This is a genomic window from Bacillus sp. V3B (assembly GCF_024494465.1).
In the GTDB taxonomy this organism is placed as follows: domain Bacteria; phylum Bacillota; class Bacilli; order Bacillales; family Cytobacillaceae; genus Bacillus_BD.
In genome coordinates this window covers 108,382-128,351 of sequence record NZ_JAETXM010000001.1, presented here as the reverse complement: position 1 = coordinate 128,351, position 19,970 = coordinate 108,382, and the positions used below count along the sequence as shown (strand labels likewise).

The 19,970-nt window shown below is 36.7% G+C and carries 19 protein-coding genes and 1 tRNA gene; 2 read left to right on the top strand and 18 right to left on the bottom strand.

The features are described from left to right. Nucleotides 1-106: 106 nt before the first annotated feature. From JMM81_RS00650 to JMM81_RS00615, 8 genes are all read right to left on the bottom strand, one after another. Nucleotides 107-183 (bottom strand) — tRNA-Arg (locus tag JMM81_RS00650). A 109-nt stretch (nucleotides 184-292) separates the two neighbouring features. Next, nucleotides 293-808 (bottom strand): metallophosphoesterase, encoded by a 516-nt coding sequence (locus JMM81_RS00645; RefSeq protein WP_256239579.1) that lies wholly within the window; start codon nucleotides 806-808, stop codon nucleotides 293-295. After that, nucleotides 808-1,419 (bottom strand): XTP/dITP diphosphatase, encoded by a 612-nt coding sequence (locus JMM81_RS00640; RefSeq protein ID WP_256239578.1) that lies wholly within the window; start codon nucleotides 1,417-1,419, stop codon nucleotides 808-810. The genes JMM81_RS00645 and JMM81_RS00640 overlap by 1 nt, the downstream gene beginning before the upstream one ends. A gap of 93 nt (nucleotides 1,420-1,512) precedes the next feature. Further along, nucleotides 1,513-2,589, bottom strand: coding sequence for a GerMN domain-containing protein (locus JMM81_RS00635; protein ID WP_256239577.1), 1,077 nt, complete (start codon nucleotides 2,587-2,589; stop codon nucleotides 1,513-1,515). 97 nt (nucleotides 2,590-2,686) lie between these two features. Next, nucleotides 2,687-3,511, bottom strand: a complete 825-nt coding sequence (racE, locus tag JMM81_RS00630) for a glutamate racemase (RefSeq protein WP_256239576.1) — start codon at nucleotides 3,509-3,511, stop codon at nucleotides 2,687-2,689. A gap of 428 nt (nucleotides 3,512-3,939) precedes the next feature. After that, the gene (locus tag JMM81_RS00625; protein ID WP_256239575.1) at nucleotides 3,940-4,650 is read right to left on the bottom strand and encodes a Crp/Fnr family transcriptional regulator; all 711 of its coding nucleotides are present in this window, start codon (nucleotides 4,648-4,650) and stop codon (nucleotides 3,940-3,942) included. Nucleotides 4,651-4,684: 34 nt separating this feature from the next. After that, nucleotides 4,685-4,906, bottom strand: a complete 222-nt coding sequence (locus JMM81_RS00620) for a heavy-metal-associated domain-containing protein (protein ID WP_256239574.1) — start codon at nucleotides 4,904-4,906, stop codon at nucleotides 4,685-4,687. A gap of 214 nt (nucleotides 4,907-5,120) precedes the next feature. Continuing rightward, complete coding sequence (locus tag JMM81_RS00615) at nucleotides 5,121-5,345, bottom strand: helix-turn-helix domain-containing protein (RefSeq protein WP_256239573.1); 225 nt, start codon at nucleotides 5,343-5,345, stop codon at nucleotides 5,121-5,123. A 336-nt stretch (nucleotides 5,346-5,681) separates the two neighbouring features. On the opposite strand from JMM81_RS00615, the gene recQ reads away from it, so the two are divergent. Then, nucleotides 5,682-7,838 carry a DNA helicase RecQ gene (recQ, locus tag JMM81_RS00610; protein WP_256239572.1) on the top strand — a complete coding sequence of 719 codons (2,157 nt, stop codon included), beginning with the start codon at nucleotides 5,682-5,684 and terminating at the stop codon, nucleotides 7,836-7,838. 94 nt (nucleotides 7,839-7,932) lie between these two features. Here recQ and sdhB read toward each other — a convergent pair whose 3' ends face one another. From sdhB to JMM81_RS00595, 3 genes are all read right to left on the bottom strand, one after another. Then, nucleotides 7,933-8,694, bottom strand: coding sequence for a succinate dehydrogenase iron-sulfur subunit (gene sdhB, locus JMM81_RS00605; protein WP_256239571.1), 762 nt, complete (start codon nucleotides 8,692-8,694; stop codon nucleotides 7,933-7,935). 2 nt (nucleotides 8,695-8,696) lie between these two features. Then, nucleotides 8,697-10,460: a succinate dehydrogenase flavoprotein subunit gene (gene sdhA, locus JMM81_RS00600; protein ID WP_256239570.1), complete on the bottom strand. Its 1,764-nt coding sequence runs from the start codon at nucleotides 10,458-10,460 to the stop codon at nucleotides 8,697-8,699. Between the two features lie 81 nt (nucleotides 10,461-10,541). Further along, nucleotides 10,542-11,150, bottom strand: coding sequence for a succinate dehydrogenase cytochrome b558 subunit (locus JMM81_RS00595; protein ID WP_256239569.1), 609 nt, complete (start codon nucleotides 11,148-11,150; stop codon nucleotides 10,542-10,544). Nucleotides 11,151-11,529: 379 nt separating this feature from the next. On the opposite strand from JMM81_RS00595, the gene JMM81_RS00590 reads away from it, so the two are divergent. Next, nucleotides 11,530-11,982 carry a YslB family protein gene (locus tag JMM81_RS00590; protein WP_256239568.1) on the top strand — a complete coding sequence of 151 codons (453 nt, stop codon included), beginning with the start codon at nucleotides 11,530-11,532 and terminating at the stop codon, nucleotides 11,980-11,982. A 144-nt stretch (nucleotides 11,983-12,126) separates the two neighbouring features. On the opposite strand, the gene uvrC is transcribed toward JMM81_RS00590, so the two are convergent. The 7 genes from uvrC to JMM81_RS00555 all read right to left on the bottom strand — a co-directional run bounded on the left by uvrC (nucleotide 12,127) and on the right by JMM81_RS00555 (nucleotide 19,925). Further along, a complete protein-coding gene (gene uvrC, locus JMM81_RS00585; RefSeq protein WP_256239567.1) occupies nucleotides 12,127-13,899 on the bottom strand; it encodes an excinuclease ABC subunit UvrC in 1,773 nt (590 codons plus the stop codon). 140 nt (nucleotides 13,900-14,039) lie between these two features. Beyond that, a complete protein-coding gene (trxA, locus tag JMM81_RS00580) occupies nucleotides 14,040-14,354 on the bottom strand; it encodes a thioredoxin (protein WP_256239566.1) in 315 nt (104 codons plus the stop codon). Between the two features lie 165 nt (nucleotides 14,355-14,519). Next, a complete protein-coding gene (locus JMM81_RS00575; RefSeq protein WP_256239565.1) occupies nucleotides 14,520-15,497 on the bottom strand; it encodes an electron transfer flavoprotein subunit alpha/FixB family protein in 978 nt (325 codons plus the stop codon). Nucleotides 15,498-15,642: 145 nt separating this feature from the next. Next, complete coding sequence (locus JMM81_RS00570; RefSeq protein ID WP_256239564.1) at nucleotides 15,643-16,416, bottom strand: electron transfer flavoprotein subunit beta/FixA family protein; 774 nt, start codon at nucleotides 16,414-16,416, stop codon at nucleotides 15,643-15,645. Nucleotides 16,417-16,468: 52 nt separating this feature from the next. After that, nucleotides 16,469-17,242, bottom strand: coding sequence for an enoyl-CoA hydratase (locus tag JMM81_RS00565; RefSeq protein ID WP_256239563.1), 774 nt, complete (start codon nucleotides 17,240-17,242; stop codon nucleotides 16,469-16,471). Nucleotides 17,243-17,490: 248 nt separating this feature from the next. After that, on the bottom strand, nucleotides 17,491-19,194 hold the full coding sequence (locus JMM81_RS00560; protein WP_256239562.1) for an AMP-binding protein: 1,704 nt from the start codon (nucleotides 19,192-19,194) through the stop codon (nucleotides 17,491-17,493). A 323-nt stretch (nucleotides 19,195-19,517) separates the two neighbouring features. Further along, nucleotides 19,518-19,925 carry a DUF350 domain-containing protein gene (locus tag JMM81_RS00555; protein ID WP_256239561.1) on the bottom strand — a complete coding sequence of 136 codons (408 nt, stop codon included), beginning with the start codon at nucleotides 19,923-19,925 and terminating at the stop codon, nucleotides 19,518-19,520. Nucleotides 19,926-19,970: the final 45 nt, after the last annotated feature.

The window sequence follows — 19,970 nt, the reverse complement described above, 5'->3', positions numbered from 1 at the left end:
TATTTATTTGTTTTAAAATAATATTTAAAAAAGGACATAAAAAACTCACCTTTTCAAAAGGTGAGTTAACTTTGGTAGTATTTATGTAATTAATTGGTGTAAATAATGGCGTCCCAGGAGAGATTCGAACTCCCGACCGACGCCTTAGAAGGGCGCTGCTCTATCCAGCTGAGCTACTGGGACGTAATATTTTTTAAGAACAATTTTTATTATAGTGAGTTCACTATAAAATGTCAACAGTATTTTTAAATTAAATTTCTTAATCAAAAAAGGATATTTTTTTCCCTATCGATTAACTCGATAGAGAAAAAACTTGTGATAGTTCTGATATTTCACCCTTATCAATATCATATACTTTTAATTGATACGATTCTTCTGAGATAGCTAAAATAACATATGTTTTTTCTCTTCTACCACGCGGAAGCCTAATACTGCCTGGATTAATAAAAAGGGTTCCATGAACCATTTCTGCACCAAGTTGATGAGAGTGACCAAAACAAGCAATATCTGCTAATACTTCCTTTGCTTTATAAGATAACTTCATTAAACTTGATTTAACCGAATAACGGTGTCCATGTGTAATCAATATAGTCCGATTCCCAATCGTCTTTATCCTATCTTCTGGAAACCTTTCATCAAAATCACAATTACCCCTGACAATTATAAAATTTTTTAGAGCAGGATCATCTGGGTCTAGTTCTGAATCACCACAATGAATGAAAGTATCGACTTCACCATGATGTTTCTCTATCAGTTTCTCGAGTTCCTTTGTTAAACCATGACTATCACTGACGATAAGCACTTTCATTACTTGTTCTTCTCCTTTGAGAACAATTGAGATAATTGGTCTTCTAGTTTTCTTAATGCTTTTGCACGATGGCTAATTTGTGTTTTTTCTTCTGGCATGATTTCGGCCATTGATTTTTTTAGCTCCGTGACCAAAAAGATTGGGTCATAGCCAAATCCATTTGTTCCTTTTCGCTCGAATAAGATGGAACCTTCACATGTTCCATTTACGGTAATCGTACTCTGTCCTGGAGAAGCGAACGCTAATGCACAGTAAAATCTTGCTGTTCGATCCTCTTCCTTCACATTTTTCAGCTCATCTAATAGCTTATCATTATTGGCTTCATCATTTTTTTCTTCACCAGCATAGCGTGCCGAATAAATACCAGGTCTACCATCGAGTACATCAACAATTAAACCTGAGTCATCCGCAATAACCATTTGATCAAATTGTTCACAGACTGCCTCTGCCTTCAAAATGGCATTTTCCTCAAAAGTCTGTCCTGTTTCTTCAATATCTTCTACTTCAGGAAAGTCAAGCAATGTTTTTACTTTTACTCCATAAGGTTCAAACATTCGAACAAACTCTTTCGCTTTTCCCGGATTTTTCGTAGCAACGATCACTTTCTGCATCTCACTTGTCCCCTTTATCAAAAAAGAATAAGAGTCGGCATTTATGCCCACCCTTTTTCAACGTTACTATTTAGTATAACAAAAAATGTTTTTTTAGAAACTACCTGTATTGACATTTTCAGGACGAGTTACTGGTTCGGTTAGTGTTTTACCATCTTCGCTCATGAGTTCTGCTTTACCATCTACAGTCACTACCACACTCTCGATTCCATTTTGTTCCGTTAAAGAAAGCACGAGAGCGTCAAGCACATTTTGAGAAATGATTTTTTCCTCAAAACTACCATAAATCGATTCATTGAAATTAAGTGTCACTTTTCCATTCTCTAGCTTCGGCTCTTCAAGTAGTTTTACGCCTGAGTTAAACTCATTTAGCAGGTTAGATGCTACATTCGGTCCTTTGACTAACTCATTAATCACTGCATCAATATTGTTTTCCGTTTTATTACTCACTCGTTTTGTTACAGGAACAAAATAATACGAATCCGTTTCTCCCCCAATATAGTAAACCGTCACAGGTTTTGTATTCCTAATGTCTGATACATGTGACATATCTAGGTTGATTCCATCATTTCGCGTTAATTCATCTCCAATTGGTGTGCCATTCACAGGCATCTCATCAAGCGGGTGGCCATTCAGTTGTAACTTTACTTTTTCAATTGTATCAAACTGAGTTAATGTCCATGTAATGGATTGAAGTATTTTAAGTTCATCCTCTGCTTGATAGTCTTTAAATTCGTTCGAAAAGTCAACAGTTGCTACTGCATCCTTTACACTTACACTTAGTTTCGTGTCAGCCGGTAGAACAGCTTGAAATCCATTTGGTAACATTTCAGTCACAGGTCCATTTTGAACTAAATATTCAAGAGCCTGCTTGGCGACCGATTCCGTTTTTGGAAGGTCAAGTGTTTGCGGAACAACATATCCATTTTTATCCATCAAATAAAGTTCTGTTTTTAATGTGTTTTCGACAACCGCTTCTTCATCCGTTGTCTCTTGATCAGATGAATTGGTTTCCTCCGTTAATTCCATTTCTTCCTCTGTAATCGTCACTTCTTTCGGCGGGTCAATTTGTTCTGTTTTTTCAGCCCCAAAAAGTCCGCAACCTGATAAAAACATAGCTGAAGCAGCAACAGTTGATACTAAAGCCGTTTTATAATTAATTTTAGCCATTAAGATCCCTCCAAAGACAGTTTGTACTACATATATACGAGCTTTTTTTAAAATTAGACCGTCTTTGAGAGAAATACTCTTGTAAATTTATTGAAAGCTAGAATTTTGAATAGATCGTTTTTTCATTTTCTAATTTGACTTTCGCTACATTCAAAACTGGTTTTCCTAGCCACTTAGATGCGATTTTTGTGAAAATGTGTTTCGAACCAGTTGTAAAGAAAATATGTTCTAGTCCACTTTCTTCCACATTTAATAACCCACTATGATGAAGAATCGTACTCACTTCACTCGCCGTTTCCTCACCAGAACTAATGACCTTCACTTCATCCCCCATCACCTGATGAATTAAATCTTCTAGAAGAGGATAGTGGGTACAACCTAAAATAAGTGTATCTAAACCTTTATTTTTTAATGGTTTCAATGTTGCTGTGACAATTTTCCTCGCTACCGGTCCGTTATGCTCTCCGCTCTCAACAAGTGGGACAAATTTTGGACAAGCCAGAGATGTCACAACCGTTCTCTTATTAATTTGCGTAAGAGCTTTTTCGTAGGCAGCACTCTTCACTGTCCCAATCGTTCCAATCACACCAATTCGATGATTTTTGGTTATTTTAATAGCTGCTCTTGCACCAGGTTGAATGACACCTAGAACAGGAATGGAAAGTTTTTGTCTAATTTCATCTAAAACAACAGCCGTTGCCGTATTGCAGGCAATGACCAACATTTTGATATCTTTTTCCAATAAAAAATTGGTCATTTGCCACGTAAAAGTTCGCACCTCTTCAGTCGATCTCGGACCATAGGGACAGCGCGCTGTATCTCCTACGTATATAATTTGTTCATTCGGCAGCTGACGCATGATTTCTTTTGCTACCGTCAAACCACCAACACCGGAATCTATAACTCCAATCGGATGTCTCAATCTTACCGCCTCATTCTTATCGCCTATGTTGGCATAATCCTATTATTTTTTCTCATTAAACACTTTATATTACCTTCTATGAAGGACATTAAACGTAGGATCGTTCAATCTCTTCATCCATTTCTATCTTTATTCTCGTTAAACCAACCTTTGTGTTCACTTAATCATTTCTAATGGCTGTTCTTATTTTCTATCTTTTCATTTGAAAATTCAAGATCAATTCAAGAACAAAACATTGCATTTATGTTAATTTTTATAAGAACTAAAGTCCAAAGAAAAGCCTTTTCTCACTTATCAAACCTTTACGGGATTATAAGAAAAAGACATTCCATCAACTGGAATGCCTTTTTCTTATAATTAATCTCATTCATCATAATGACAAACGACTTGTCCAACAGCTTTTTTTCGCTATAAGAAGATGATCTTTATCAAACGAGGATTAATCCATCTAAATCGACTATTTCTATTTTTTTATTTATCTTTTGCTTAATATATCCTTCATCTTCAAGATCAGATAACTTACGACTAATCGTTTCAGGTGTAGTCCCCAAATAAGAAGCTAGATCCTTTTTACTCATAGGTAATTCAATCTCATTCGTTTGATCCTCCCCGTCTACACACTCAGCTAAGAAAAGGGCAAGTCTTGTTTCCACTTTCTCCGTTGCAAATCGAGTCGTTTGTTTTTCCGATTGTTCTAGTCTATTTGAAAACTCAGCTAATATTTTTAAAGAAATAGAAGGATACTTGATTAAAAAAGCTTGTAAATCTGATCGTTTAATCAAACAAACTTGAGTATTCATCAGAGCTTCTGCATACGACTCATGAAGGGATTCATTAAATAACGCAAGCTCCCCGGTAAAATCACCTGGATTTAAGATACGTACAAGCTGCTCTTTCCCTGATTCAGATAAACGATAAATTTTTATTTTTCCTTTGTTTACAATATAAAGGGAGTCAGATTGATCACCTGCATGATAAATCATATCTTCTTTTTTGTATGAAACAGATTGAGCGGTCACCATGATTTCATTCATTTGTTCCTCTTCTAAATGATTGAAAATAGGAACGAGCGAAACACATGCTCTATGTGTTCCGCTGGAATGATTACATTCATGGTTATGTGTTTCTTTCAATCCCACTATTTTCACTCCTTCATCTTGAATCTAAAAGAATTCAAGAAACTTTTGGGACTAAAACTGGGTACCCTAGCTTTTTAATCGTTTCTTCTAATTGATAGGACTCAATTTTAGTCTCATCAAATTCTATTTTTACTTTGCTTGAATTAAATAATACCTTTACTGAGTCAACACCCTCTGTTTTATTAAGTGTTGTTTCGATTTTTTTTATACATGATGGACATGTAAGTGGTTCTAATTGAAATACTACTTTTGCCATTTTATTTTCCTCCCCTGATTTACTATACTTTTATTATAGGCGAGTACTTGTTGAAAAAAATTGATGTAAATCAATTTTCCCACCTTTTATTCAATTTTCATGATATCACTTACATTTTGCGGATAATAGCTTTAAGGATTCACTTTCACTAACACACTTAAATAACCTTTATATATGGATTAATCGGCACCCTCAAAAAGGGTACCGATCAAATTTAAAGCTTTAGCTCTCCCATACGAAGGAGCTCTATAACAGCTTGGGAACGCCCCTTAACGCCTAACTTTTGCATGGCATTCGAAATGTGATTTCGAACTGTTTTCTCGCTAATAAACAACTCTCCCGCTATCTCTTTTGTTGTTTTGTCGTGTATTAACAGTTCGAATACTTCTCTTTCTCGTTTGGTGAGTAATGGCTTATGAATATATTCATTCTCCTTCAAGTATTGTAACCCTCCTTGCCTTCGCCAGCTATGAACTGCGGGATGGGTATATATTTAGTCACGATATCATATGTAAAGGAAAGTGTTGGAGTGACTACAATTCAATGAAGGTTCTTATTTATTTTCTAAAAATTCAAAACAATTTATCGATTCAAAAATAAATATCGAATTCGACATCTAATAATCTAGATGGACCACACTGAAAAAATGAAAAAAGACACTCTATGGAATTTCCACAGTAACAGACATTATATACATTTCTTTCCCTTGTATCTTATCAAGGACCTCTATTCAATGGTAAACTAGAATTAATTCTAAAGAATTAGGTGATAAGAAATGTTAGATCAAGCAAAGGAAATTTTAGAGAAATACTATGGTTTTTCAGCTTTTCGAAATGGTCAAGAGGAGATTATTCGTAATATTTTAAAAGAACAAAACACGCTTGGCATCCTGCCTACAGGCGGTGGAAAATCGCTTTGCTTTCAAATTCCGGCCCTTCTTTTTCCCGGAACTACCATTGTTATTTCCCCTCTTATTTCACTTATGAAAGATCAAGTCGATGCACTATCAGCCGCTGAGATTCCAGCCACCTTTATCAACAGTTCCCTTAGTCAAAAAGAATTACAAGAAGAAATGCAGGCTATCCGAAGTGGAGTATACAAACTTGTATACGTTGCACCAGAACGGTTCGAATCATCCTATTTTATGGAGATGCTCAATTCGATTGACATCCCTTTGATTGCCTTTGATGAAGCCCATTGTATTTCACAATGGGGGCATGACTTTAGGCCAAGCTATCGTTCAATCGTTTCTTCACTCAGTAAACTAAACCAAAAACCAGTTATTGTTGCTTTAACTGCGACCGCGACTGAAAATGTGGCAATCGATATTTGTAAACTGCTTAACATTGAATTACATGATACGTTTAAAACTGGGTTTGCACGTGAAAATCTATCCTTTCATGTTGCAAAAGGAACGAATAAACGTGACTTTATCATCAACTATTTAAAGCAACACCCAAAGCAATCAGGAATCATTTATACATCAAGTCGAAAAGAGACTGATCAACTCTATAACTTTTTAACAGCTCAGCACTTTTCAGTAGCAAAATATCATGCTGGACTCCGTGAAGAGGAACGTAAGCATGCACAAAATCAATTTGTTTATGATGAAAAAGAAATTATGATTGCGACTAATGCTTTTGGAATGGGAATTGATAAATCCAATGTTCGCTTTGTCATTCATTATAATTTACCAAAAAACATTGAAGCATATTATCAAGAAGCAGGTCGAGCCGGACGTGATGGGGAAGAAAGCGAATGTTATCTATTATTTTCACAACAGGACATTCAGTTGCAGAAGTTTCTCATTGAAGAGACAAGCCTGGATGTTGAAAAACGAGAACAAGAATATCATAAGCTTAATCAGATGGTTATGTATTGCCATACAGAAAAATGCATGCAATCGTATATTATTGAGTATTTTGATCACAACAGTCAGCCGGTAAAATGCGGGAAATGTAGTAATTGTCAAGACAATCGTGAAAAAGTAGACATCACACGTGATGCACAAATGATTTTCTCTTGCTGTAAGCGAATGGGCGAACGATTTGGTGTAACATTGATTGCTCAAGTATTAAAAGGATCAAATCAGAAGCGAATTCGTGAACTTAAGTTCCATGAACTGTCTACTTTTGGCTTACTACGAGCCCAAAAGGAAAAAGAAATTATTGATACGATAAACTACTTGCTGTCGGAGGGATACTTACACTTGACAGATGGAAAGTATCCAGTGGTGAAAGTCACTCCAAATGCGATTCCTGTCTTAAAGGGTCAGGAGAATATTTGGATGAAGAAAACGTTAACTCCAGTAACCATTGCAGAGGAAAGTGAAGAAAACAGAGAATTATTTGAGATTCTTCGCATGCTGCGTAAAGAATTAGCCGATCAAGAACATGTCCCACCTTTCGTCATTTTTTCCGATAGCACCTTAAAAGAAATGTGCCGCTATTATCCAATCAATGAAGCTTCCATGCTACAAATAAAAGGAGTCGGACAAACCAAATTTACGAAATACGGGCAAGCCTTTATAGATAAGATTCATGAGTTTGTTCAGGAAAATAAGATTGAGATTTCTTCCATATCGATACCGGTTCATCATAATTCTTCACCGAAACCTGTGGAGAAAGAACTACTTGAACAACCGAGCCATGTACTTTCTTATGAGTATTATGTACAAGGAATGACCATTGATGAAATTGCCCACAAACGGCAACTAACAAAAATAACGATCCAAAAACATATTTTACGTAGTGTCAGTGAAGGATATGAGCTGAATTGGCAAGATGTTTTCGACTCAGAAACGGAGCAAAAAGTTCTACAAGCCATTCATGAAACGGGTGGCGAAAAACTAAAACCCATTTGGGAAGCATTAGATGGAGAAATTGATTATTTTACTATCCAAGCAGTCATGTGTAAAACTCAAATGGAATAGAGTAACTCCCGCCATTTAATAATAGTCCTTAGCTTCTTACTAGACGTAGTAAAACCCCCTTTTCTAATTTTAGAAAGGGGGGGTATTTTTTCTATTAAACTTGATCACTACCAAAGAAATTCTTGAAAGATTGGATTGTCGAATCTCGGTTAAGAGCAGCAATCGATGTAGTCAATGGAATTCCTTTCGGACAAGCTTGTACACAGTTTTGTGAATTCCCACAATTCGCAAGACCACCATCATCCATGATTTGTTCCAAACGTTCTGCTTTGTTCATTTCACCTGTTGGGTGAGCATTGAATAAGCGAACTTGTGATAATGGAGCAGGTCCGATAAAGTTTGATTTGCTATTCACATTTGGACATGCTTCTAAACAAACGCCACATGTCATACATTTTGATAGCTCGTATGCCCATTGACGTTTTTTCTCCGGCATACGTGGACCAGGTCCTAAATCATAGGTTCCATCAATCGGAATCCATGCTTTTATTTTCTTCAATGAATCGAACATACGGCTTCTATCAACCTGTAAATCACGTATAACAGGGAATGTTCCCATTGGTTCTAGACGAATTGGTTGTTCAAGTTGATCCACAATAGCCGAACAAGATTGGCGTGGCTTTCCATTGATCACCATAGAACAAGCTCCGCAAACCTCTTCTAAACAGTTCATATCCCAGATAACAGGAGTTGTTTTCTCTCCTTTTTTATTAACCGGATTTCTACGAATTTCCATTAAAGCAGCAATAACGTTTAAATTTGGACGATATGGAATTTCAAATTCCTCTTGATAAGGTGCTGAATCCACATCATTTTGACGAGTGACAATAAATGTTACGGTCTTTTGTTCAGACATCCCTATTTCCCCTCTTCTTTACTTTTCGAATAGTCACGTTTACGTGGTTTAATAAGTGAAACATCAACATCTTCATAATGGAATGCAGGCGCTGATTTGCTATCAACAAATTTGGCCATCGTTGTTTTTAAGAAGTCCTCATCATTACGTTCTGGAAAGTCTGGCTTGTAATGTGCACCACGGCTTTCATTACGATTGTAAGCTCCAATGGTAATGACACGTGCTAATTGCATCATGTTCTCTAATTGACGAGTAAAAGTCGCTCCTTGGTTACTCCATTTCGCTGTATCGTTAATATTAATATTTTGATAGCGCTCTAACAATTCTTGAAGTTTTTGATCTGTTTTTAACAATCTATCATTATGACGAACAACAGTCACGTTATCTGTCATCAATTCTCCTAATTCCTTATGAAGAACATACGCATTTTCTGTTCCGTTCATTGCCATAATGTTATTCCATTTTTCTTGCTCTTGCTTAACATGCCCCTCATATAATGAAGAAGGTAACATATCTGAGCTTTTTTCTAAACCATTAACATAGCGTACTGCGTTAGGTCCAGCGACCATACCACCATAAATAGCGGATAGTAACGAGTTTGCGCCTAAGCGGTTAGCCCCGTGCTGTGAATAATCACATTCACCTGCTGCAAATAGACCTGGAATATTCGTCATTTGATCATAATCAACCCATAATCCACCCATAGAATAGTGAACCGCAGGGAAGATCTTCATTGGAAGTTTACGAGGATCATCGCCCATGAATTTCTCATAAATTTCAATAATTCCACCTAATTTAATATCAAGCTCTTTTGGATCCTTATGAGAAAGATCCAAATACACCATATTTTCACCATTAATTCCAAGTTTCTGATTAACACATACATCAAAGATTTCACGTGTAGCGATATCCCTTGGTACTAAGTTTCCATACGCAGGATACTTCTCCTCTAGGAAATACCATGGCTTACCGTCTTTATATGTCCAAATACGTCCACCTTCTCCACGAGCAGATTCACTCATTAAACGGAGTTTATCATCACCTGGTATGGCTGTCGGATGAATTTGAATAAACTCTCCATTTGCATAGTATGCACCTTGTTGATAAACAATTGATGCAGCAGACCCTGTATTAATGACAGAGTTGGTAGATTTACCGAATATAATTCCAGGCCCACCTGACGCAATAATAACAGCATCTGCTGCGAATGACTGAATTTCCATTGACTTTAAGTTTTGCGCAACGATTCCACGACAAACACCATCATCATCAAGTACCGTTCCTAGGAATTCCCAACCTTCAAATTTAGTCACTAAGCCACCAACTTCATGACTACGTACCTGTTCATCTAAAGCATAAAGTAATTGTTGACCTGTTGTTGCCCCTGAGAATGCCGTTCTGTGATGCTGTGTTCCGCCAAAACGACGGAAATCAAGCAAACCTTCAGGGGTACGGTTAAACATAACTCCCATACGATCGAATAAATGAATAATTCCCGGTGCTGCTTCTGTCATTGCTTTGACTGGTGGTTGATTCGCTAAGAAATCACCGCCATATACCGAATCATCAAAGTGCTCCCATGGAGAGTCACCTTCACCTTTTGTATTAACCGCTCCATTTATACCACCTTGGGCACAAACAGAGTGAGAGCGCTTTACCGGTACGAGTGAAAACAAGTCAACCGGTGTTCCCGCTTCTGCTATTTTTACTGTCGCCATTAGCCCTGCAAGGCCTCCGCCGACTACGATAACTTTCCCTTTTGCCATTCGTGATTCACTCCTCATTCCATATTACAGCTATCATTAATTTAACTTTTTACTGTATTAAACTACGACTTTGATACAAGATTAAACGAATGCTAAGATTGCACGTACACCAATAATCGATAAGACAACAAAGAATGCCATTGTAACATACGTAGAAATTTGTTGTGATCTTGGTGTTACAGTAATTCCCCAGCTAACAAAGAATGACCATAGACCATTGGCAAAGTGGAATACAGCAGAAACAATGCAAATAATATAGAACCATAGCATAATTGGATTAGAAACTATTTCCTCCATCATCTTAAAATTAACTTCTGCACCAAAGGCAGCCGCAATTCTTGTTTCCCACATATGCCACACTATAAAAATAAGTGTAATAACACCCGTTATACGTTGCAGTACAAACATCCAATTTCGGAATATATTAAATTTGTTTACATTACTTTTTGCTGTAAACGCAATATAGAGTCCATAAATTGCATGATATAGAATTGGTAAATAAATAACAAAAACTTCTAAAAAGATCAGGAATGGTAGGTTCCCCATAAATTCTACAGCGGAATTATATTCCTCCTCTCCTTGTGTTGCAAAATGATTCACCACTAGATGTATAGTAAGATATAATCCTACAGGAATAACACCAAGTAATGAATGCAATCTGCGATTAAAATACTCTCGATTACCAGCCATTACATTTAACCCCCCTAAGTTTTTAAAAGTGGTGCTTCGGCTTCTCATCATTTCTCCCTAAAAAAATTGATCAACCGCTCACCGTTAGAAAATGAATTTTTCGTTTTCTTACAATTGTGTGACAACTTCATTTTACCTTCAACTGAATTAAGCGTCAAGAAAACAGATTAACATAATTTTTTTTATAAAAAGAATTTTTAAAAAATAGTATTTTTAATGGAGAACGCGTATCTAAACCTCTTTTAAAATTCTCCTGAAAAGTAATGTAATATAGAAAAACAGTAATTTCTTCCACTAATTCCATTTACCTTTTTTTCTGTCTTACACTCCAACAAAAATAAAATTGTATATAATAGACTTAAAGAAAGAGGGGAGATTATTGAGTAAAAACACAGCCATAGAATTAAATCAAGAAGTTGAATCTGAGACTATACCGATATTTGGTTATGAATTAATGAGAGAGGTATTGTTACCTGAAATATTAGGAGATGATGCTCCTGCCATTTTATATTGGGCAGGGAAACAACTAGCTCGAAAATATCCGCTTAAGAACTCTGAAGAGATTATTGACTTTTTTAAGCAAGCAGGTTGGGGAAACTTAACGATCATAAGTGAAACAAAAAATGAATATAAATTAGAATTATCAAGTACTGCCATTTCTAAACGCCTACAAAGTAAAGAGGAACACCATTTTCAATTGGAAGCTGGTTTTTTAGCTGAACAAATGGAAATCTTAAAACAGGTTGTCAGTGAAACTTTTGAGCATCCACGCAAACGATCAGGCAAAGTCCTGTTCACCGTTAAATGGGATCATAAAGATAATCTCTTCTAAAAAAAGCGTAAGCCACCCACCTATCTGCTCGAGCTAAAACGCTATCTCAGTTCAGAAAATAAGTTATGACAAAAAAACAAGAGAACAGCCCTATAAGGTGTCTAACACCTTATAGGGCTGTTCTCCTAAAAATCGCTAACCATACTAGTCTTTTAGTTTTTCTACTAGCTCTTTGGCAACATTTTCTGGAATACCTATAGTAGTTATTTCTTCCAGGGTAGCTTCTTTCAACTTTTTTACAGACCCAAATGCTTTTAACAAATTTTTCTTGCGTTTTTCACCAATACCAGGGATATCATCAAGGATGGATTGAAAAGCTGTCTTTCCTCTTAATTGACGATGGAACGTAATGGCAAAACGGTGGACCTCATCTTGTATTCTTTGTAACAAATAAAATGCTTGGCTATTTCTTGCCAAAGCAATGATTTCAAGCGGGTTTCCATATAGAAGTTGTGATGTTCTATGTTTATCATCCTTTACTAAACCCGCAATTGGAACTTCGAGCCCAAGCTCATTTTCCAATACGTCTCTCACCGCCTCAACATGCCCTTTCCCACCATCAATGATAATGAGATCCGCTAACGGCAAACCTTCTTTTAATACGCGGGTATATCTTCTACGTACAGCCTCCCGCATTGATTCATAATCATCAGGGCCTTCTACCGATTTGATCTTATATTTCCGATATTCTCTTTTTTCTGCCTTCCCATCAATAAAAACAATCATCGCAGAAACAGGATTCGTTCCTTGGATATTGGAATTATCAAATGCTTCAATTCGGTGGGGAGTATAGATTCCCAGCGCTTGTCCCAGATTCTCAACTGCTTTGATCGTACGTTCCTCATCCCGTTCAATTAATGAAAATTTTTCTGTAAGAGCAATTACTGCATTTTTAGAAGCGAGCTTTACTAACTCCTTTTTCTGCCCTCTTTGCGGTTTTAAAACTTTTACCTCCAGTAACGCTTCTACCAATTCTACTGAAACGGTATCAGGCAAAAGGATTTCTTTCGGCTTAAAGTGGTTCTCTTTCGTATAAAATTGCCCCAAATAAGTCAAAATTTCTTCCTCGGGCTCATTATAGATTGGGAACATAGATACGTCACGTTCAATTAGCTTTCCTTGGCGAATAAAGAAGACTTGAACACACATCCATCCTTTATCAAAGGCATAACCAAATACATCACGGTCTGTAAAATCTGTTGTCGTCATTTTTTGCTTTTCCATTGTTGCTTCGATATGAGCAATTCGATCTCGATATTCTTTTGCTCGTTCAAAGTCAAGTTCTTCTGCTGCAGCTGACATTTTGAGCGTTAATTCTTTTTTTATTTCTTTATATCCACCATTTAAAAAACGAGTGATTCCATCAATAATGGTCCGATACTCCTCGTCTTTCACTTCCAATATACAAGGTGCCAAGCACTGTTCAAGATGGTAATAGAGACAAACTCGGTCAGGAAGTGTTGAACATTTACGTAAAGGATAGATGCGATCAAGTAGCTTTTTCGTTTCATTCGCTGAATGTACATTTGGATATGGACCGAAATACTTCCCTTTATCTTTTTTCACTTTACGTGTTGTAATAAGTCGTGGATGTCTTTCATGAGTAAGTTTGATAAAAGGATAGCTTTTATCATCTTTTAACATGACATTATATTTTGGATCATATTTTTTAATTAGATTTAACTCAAGAACCAATGCTTCTATATCTGAAGAAGTCACAATATATTCGAAGTCCTCAATTTCATTCACAAGTCTGAACGTTTTTCCATCATGCGAGCCCGTGAAATAGGACTTCACTCTATTTTTAAGGATTTTAGCTTTTCCAACATAAATAATTGTTCCTTGTCGATCTTTCATTAAATAACAACCAGGCTGTTCAGGTAAAAGGGTCAGTTTATTCTTGATCGTATCATTCATGTGACCACTCCTTTAAGATTCATCCTACTATTTTAGGTGTTGAAAGAACAATTCGGCAAGTAGAGAAGAAAATCAATTTAAAACAAAAATCCCCCTAGCTTAATGCCAAGGGGATTTTCTGTACGATTTCATTCTATCACTTAAAATTGTTTTTCTAAACGTTCAGCAAGTGCTTCTTTTGGTTGGAAGCCGATCACTTTATCTACTTCTTTACCGTCTTTTAATACGATTAGAGTTGGAATACTCATCACACCGTATTTAGATGCTGTTTCTTGGTTTTCATCTACATCTAATTTGACGATTTTTACTTTATCACCAATTTCAGAATCAAGATCTTCTAGTACGGGTGCAATCATTTTACAAGGTCCGCACCATGGTGCCCAGAAATCAACAAGCACTAAGCCAGATTCTGTTTCATTTGCAAATGTTTGATCTGTTGCATGTGTAATAGCCATTTTGTTACCTCCTAATAATTCTCACATTATAACGACAGTATACCATCGTTTCATTCAGCATGCTAATAATTTGCTTCAATGGTAATTTACCCAAAATAAAAAGAAAATATGAACCCTGCATCACACATAGTTCATACTTTCTTTTTCAAAAGCATTGGACTGAGACTAAGTATTCATTAAAAGTTTTTTAAATTCCTCTGTTAGCATGGGAACGACTTCAAAAAGATCACCGACAATTCCATAATCAGCTACATTAAAAATACTCGCCTCTGGATCTTTATTAATGGCTACAATCACTTTAGAATTTGACATTCCCGCAAGATGTTGAATCGCTCCGGAAATTCCACAAGCAATATACAAATCTGGTGTGACTACTTTCCCCGTTTGTCCAATTTGCAAAGAATAATCACAATACTCTGCATCACATGCACCCCGCGAGGCCCCAACAGCACCACCTAATACATCTGCTAATTCTGTTAGGGGTTTAAACCCTTCTTCACTTTTCACCCCACGTCCACCGGCGATAATCACTTTGGCTTCTGAAAGATCTACCCCAACACTGGCTTTCCGAACTACAGATTTAATGATCGAACGTAAATCTTTAATATTTACTTGCAGTGAGGAAACATCACCTGTCCGAGACTCATCCTTCTCAAGAGGAGAAATATTATTTGGACGAATCGTAGCAAAAGTCAAACCATCGGTGAGGATTACTTTCTCAAATGCTTTTCCTGAATAAATTGGACGGGTAAATACAATGTTTCCTGCCGCTTGTTCAATAGCTGTAACATCTGAAATTAAACCAGCGTTTAGTTTTGTACAAACTTTTGGTGCTAGATCTTTTCCAAGTGCAGTATGACCGATAATCATTCCATCAGGATTCACATTTTGAATAACCGCTAAAATGGCTTGAGCATAACCATCAGATGTATATTGGGCTAATTTTGAATGTTCCACACTGACAATACGATCCGCACCATACTGAATGAATTCATTTCCTAAAGCACTTACAGATTCACCAATTAAGACGCCAATTATTTCTCCACCTTCTGCTACGACTTTGGCAGCAGCAATGGCTTCGAAAGAGACATTACGTAAAGAACCCTCACGAACTTCACCAAGAACTACTATTTTTTTAGCCACGGATAGATCTCTCCCTACACTTTTTATTTACCTCATATTTCATTAGCTTTGTTAAACAATAGTATTGCTGCTCTATAAGTCTTTGGTATCCGCGGGCATAAGCCGCATATACCAAGCAACAATCATCATTAACACAACCATTTCATTAAATAACTTTCGCTTCTGTATGAAGAAGTTTCACTAGCTCTTTTACTTGTATATCAAGTTCACCTTCTAATATTCGACCTGCTTCCTTTTTAGGAGGAAGATATCTTTCAATTGTTTTTGTTTTAGCTTCAACCTCATTTTCATCAAGATCAAGATCTCCTAGTCCAAGCTCCTCAAAGGGTTTTCTCTTTGCCTTCATGATTCCTGGCAATGATGGATAACGCGGCTCGTTTAAACCTTGTTGTGCCGTCACTAATAATGGAAGACTTGTTTCAATTACCTCTGAGTCCCCCTCTACATCACGGACAACCGTTACTTTATTTCCATCAAGTTCAAGTTTTGTAATCGTTGTGACATAATTAATGCCAAGTAATTCAGCCACTCGAGGTCCCACCTGACCTGACCCTCCATCAATGGCCACATTACCCGCCAAAATTAAAGAGACATTCTTATCCTTTAAGTATTGAGCTATTATTTTTGCTGTTGTCAATTGGTCACTATTTTCAACCTCATCTTCCGTGTTGATCAATACCGCTTTATCTGCACCTATCGCTAATGCTGTGCGGAGTTGAGTTTCTGTCTCTTCATTGCCAACAGAAATAACCGTCACTTCCCCACCTTGTGTATCTCTCACTTGTATCGCTTCTTCTATCGCATATTCATCGTAAGGATTGATAATAAATTCCGCACCATCTTCATTAATCACTCCACCAGAAAGGCTAATTTTTTCTTCCGTATCAAACGTTCTTTTCATTAGAACATAGATATTCATCTCTTTGTCTCCTTTTATTTATCAATAAATTCCCCTAAAAAGTACATCCACTTTATGTTCCTTTAAATGTTGGTTCTCTTTTCTCAATAAACGCAGAAATTCCTTCTTTTCCATCCTCTGAAGAAAAAACTTCGCCAAAAAGCTCGGCTTCCTTCTCAACTCCATCATAAAACGTTTTTGTTTTTGCATAGTTTAATAGTTTAATGGTTGCTTTCAGAGAAACGGGACTTTTCTTAGCTATCATTTTAGCCATTGTAGTAGCTTTTTCGAACAGTTCATGTTCTGGATAGGCATGGTTGGCTAATCCATATTGAACCGCTTCAAGACCAGAAAGTGGCTGACTTGTAAAGAGCATTTCTGCTGCACGAGCGAAGCCCACATATCTTGGCAACCTCTGTGTTCCAGCAAATCCCGGGATTAAACCGAGTTGTAGTTCGGGTAATCCAAGCTTTGCATTTTCTGCTACAAGTCGAAAATGACAAGCCATCGCTAACTCTAATCCACCACCAAGTGCAGCTCCATGAATAGCAGCAATAATCGGTTTTGGAAAGGTTTCCATTCTTTCGAACAAGTTTTGACCATATCTTCCATACTGTACAAATTCAGCACCTGATTCTATGTTCATAAATTCTTTAATATCGGCACCTGCAGAAAAAAAGCGACCTTCACCGTGAATGAGTATAACTCTAATTTTATCGTTTTCAGTAATTTTATCGAATACAATGGACAACTGTTCTAATAACCCTAAAGATAAGGCATTTGCTGGTGGTTTTTCAATCGTGATTGTAGCCACTCCACCTTGATAAGACCACTTTAAACAATCCATTATACACCACCTTAAATCAGATATTTTTAATGGACTAGTTTACCTTAAGCAGTTTACTAATCACGTGATATTCCCATTTAAAGTAAATGAAAACATGATTGAATATTAAATAATTCTTTCTATATATTTACAATATTCTTTTCATTACTACTGTATGTATAAAATAATATGACCCATCTTTCTTTAATCGCTTGGACAAGCATATGTATTCAAAAAATAAGAGCCGATAAGAAATCCGGCTTCCATCATTATTCATCCTTTTTCTCTGGTTCTTCTCGTTTCTTTTTCTCTTCATCAATCAATACTCGACGTAATACTTTTCCAATAGCCGTCTTAGGCAATTCTTCACGGAATTCATAAATCCTTGGAACTTTATAAGGTGCTAAATGTTTTCTTGAAAACTCATTGAGTTCCTGACCTGTTATTTGAGAACCTTTTTTTAATACAATGTACACTTTAACCGTCTCTCCTCGATAAGGATCTGGAATACCTGCTGCGATTACTTCTTGAACGTCTGGATGTTCATATAACACTTCTTCTATCTCACGAGGGTAAATATTGAATCCTCCGGCAATAATCATATCTTTTTTCCTATCCACTACATAGAAATAGCCTTTTTCATCCATATAACCGATATCCCCTGTTAAAAGCCAACCATCTTTCAACGTATGTTCCGTTTCTTCTGGTTTATTCCAATAGCCTTTCATAATCTGTGGACCTTTCACCACAATTTCACCCATTTCACCTGGCGGAAGCTCATCTCCTGTTTCTAGTGAAAGAATCTTTGCATCCGTATCTGGCCATGGGACACCAACACTTCCCATTGGACGAGGGCGATCCCATAAGAAATGCGCATGGGTAACCGGTGACGACTCGGTTAACCCATATCCTTCAACAAGTTTTCCACCAGTCTTCTCTTCAAATTCTTGCTGTACTTCTACTGGTAATGGTGCTGATCCACTCAAACAGGAATCAATAGAAGAAAGGTCATATTTGCTTAAATTCGGATTATTAAGAAGACCAATATAAATCGTAGGAGCACCAGGAAATAAAGTTGGATGCTGTTTATGGATGGTCTTTAATGTCGTTTCAGCATCAAATTTCGGCAATAACACCATTTTATACGCTTGCATCATGGAGAAAACCATTACCGTTGTCATTCCATATACATGAAAAAAAGGAACTACGCCAAGCATAATTTCTTCTCCACGTTTGCATTTATACAGCCATGCGGAACACATCGTAACATTTGAAACAAGATTTTTATGCGTTAACATGACTCCTTTAGGAAAGCCAGTTGTTCCGCCTGTATATTGAAGCAGGGCGATATCTTCTTCAAAGTGAACGTCATATTCAATGAAGGAACTTTTTGCTTGTTTTAAAATTTTTGTAAATAAATGAGAGCATCCTTCATGTTTCACATTTACGACAAGATTGTATTGTTTTTTCTGGATAAAGGGATAGATCATATTTTTGGGGAAGGGTAAAAAATCTTTGATAGCGGTTACAATAATATGCTGTATATTTGTATTTACTTTTACTTTTGTGACTCTCGGAAATAAGATATCGAGTGTAATCATCACTTTCGCATCCGAATCCTTCATTTGATACTGTAATTCACGTTCAGTGTAGAGTGGGTTCGTTTGCACGACCACCCCGCCTGCTAACAATACACCATAGAAGCTAATAACGGCCTGCGGCGTATTTGGAAGCATAATCGCTACACGGTCACCTTTTTCAATTCCAAGGTTCTGCAAATAGCCTGCTAGCTTTTGTGCTGCTTCATAAATAGATTGAAATGTAACTTCTTTCCCCAAAAAGTGAATCGCCTTTTTCTTAGGGAATTCAGTAGCTGACTTCTTTAAATAATATTGAATTGGTTCTTCTATATAGTTTAAAGTTGCGGGAATTTCTTCAGGATACTGCTGAAGCCATGGTTTTTGACCAGACATGTACTTCCCCCCTTATGCATGGCAAACTCTTTAAGAGTATTCTGCCACATTCTAATATATTGAGTGCCTTATGAAAATTAGAACTGCGGACATAAAAAAGTGCAAGACCCCTACTCGTCTCCGAGGGACTCCTGGAGCTAGATCACTACCTCAGTTCAGAAAAGTTATAAATTCTTATAACATCACAAAAAAGAGGCTTCCTCAAAAGAAGCCTCTTACTACTATCTAAACCAAAAACACCATATAAATAATCCCAATCAGCAAAAAAACACCACAACAAACTAAAAGTATTTTTGCTAGTTTTTCCACTTTTCGCTCTCCCCTTATACGATTCCAGCTCCAATGACAAAAGATAACCCGATTGAAATGACCATTGAAATAAATCCAACTGCTCGATTACCCTTTGCAAGCTCTTCATCAATCTTAAAAGTTGGTGTTAAAAATTCAAAAATAAAATAACTAATAAGCAATAGTATGAATCCAAATACTCCCCAGCCCATCATGGTAAGTAAAGAGTCACTATGTTCAATGGAATAACGAAAAATATTGACAATTCCAAAGATCTTCCCCCCAGTTGCCATCGCAACCGCTACATTACCGTTTTTAATTTCATACCAATTGTTATATTTTGTTACAAGTTCAAATATAGACAAAAAAACAATTAAACAAAGAATAACCACGCTATAATTTGCGGCTGTTTGAACATATTCGTTCTCCCAAAACTGATTCATTAACGACTCACCGCCTGTTATTTAAACTCGACACTCGTGACATAG

Excerpts from the sequence above, each read along its gene's own strand:
- sdhB (WP_256239571.1), bottom strand. The coding sequence starts at position 8,694 with ATGTCTGAACAAAAGACCGTAACATTTATTGTCACTCGTCAAAATGAT.
- JMM81_RS00640 (WP_256239578.1), bottom strand. The coding sequence starts at position 1,419 with ATGCAGAAAGTGATCGTTGCTACGAAAAATCCGGGAAAAGCGAAAGAG.
- sdhA (WP_256239570.1), bottom strand. The coding sequence starts at position 10,460 with ATGGCAAAAGGGAAAGTTATCGTAGTCGGCGGAGGCCTTGCAGGGCTA.
- JMM81_RS00635 (WP_256239577.1), bottom strand. The coding sequence starts at position 2,589 with ATGGCTAAAATTAATTATAAAACGGCTTTAGTATCAACTGTTGCTGCT.
- recQ (WP_256239572.1), top strand. The coding sequence starts at position 5,682 with ATGTTAGATCAAGCAAAGGAAATTTTAGAGAAATACTATGGTTTTTCA.
- uvrC (WP_256239567.1), bottom strand. The coding sequence starts at position 13,899 with ATGAATGATACGATCAAGAATAAACTGACCCTTTTACCTGAACAGCCT.
- JMM81_RS00570 (WP_256239564.1), bottom strand. The coding sequence starts at position 16,416 with ATGAATATCTATGTTCTAATGAAAAGAACGTTTGATACGGAAGAAAAA.
- JMM81_RS00645 (WP_256239579.1), bottom strand. The coding sequence starts at position 808 with ATGAAAGTGCTTATCGTCAGTGATAGTCATGGTTTAACAAAGGAACTC.
- JMM81_RS00560 (WP_256239562.1), bottom strand. The coding sequence starts at position 19,194 with ATGTCTGGTCAAAAACCATGGCTTCAGCAGTATCCTGAAGAAATTCCC.
- JMM81_RS00620 (WP_256239574.1), bottom strand. The coding sequence starts at position 4,906 with ATGGCAAAAGTAGTATTTCAATTAGAACCACTTACATGTCCATCATGT.
- JMM81_RS00555 (WP_256239561.1), bottom strand. The coding sequence starts at position 19,925 with ATGAATCAGTTTTGGGAGAACGAATATGTTCAAACAGCCGCAAATTAT.
- JMM81_RS00565 (WP_256239563.1), bottom strand. The coding sequence starts at position 17,242 with ATGGATTGTTTAAAGTGGTCTTATCAAGGTGGAGTGGCTACAATCACG.
- trxA (WP_256239566.1), bottom strand. The coding sequence starts at position 14,354 with ATGGCTATTACACATGCAACAGATCAAACATTTGCAAATGAAACAGAA.
- JMM81_RS00595 (WP_256239569.1), bottom strand. The coding sequence starts at position 11,150 with ATGGCTGGTAATCGAGAGTATTTTAATCGCAGATTGCATTCATTACTT.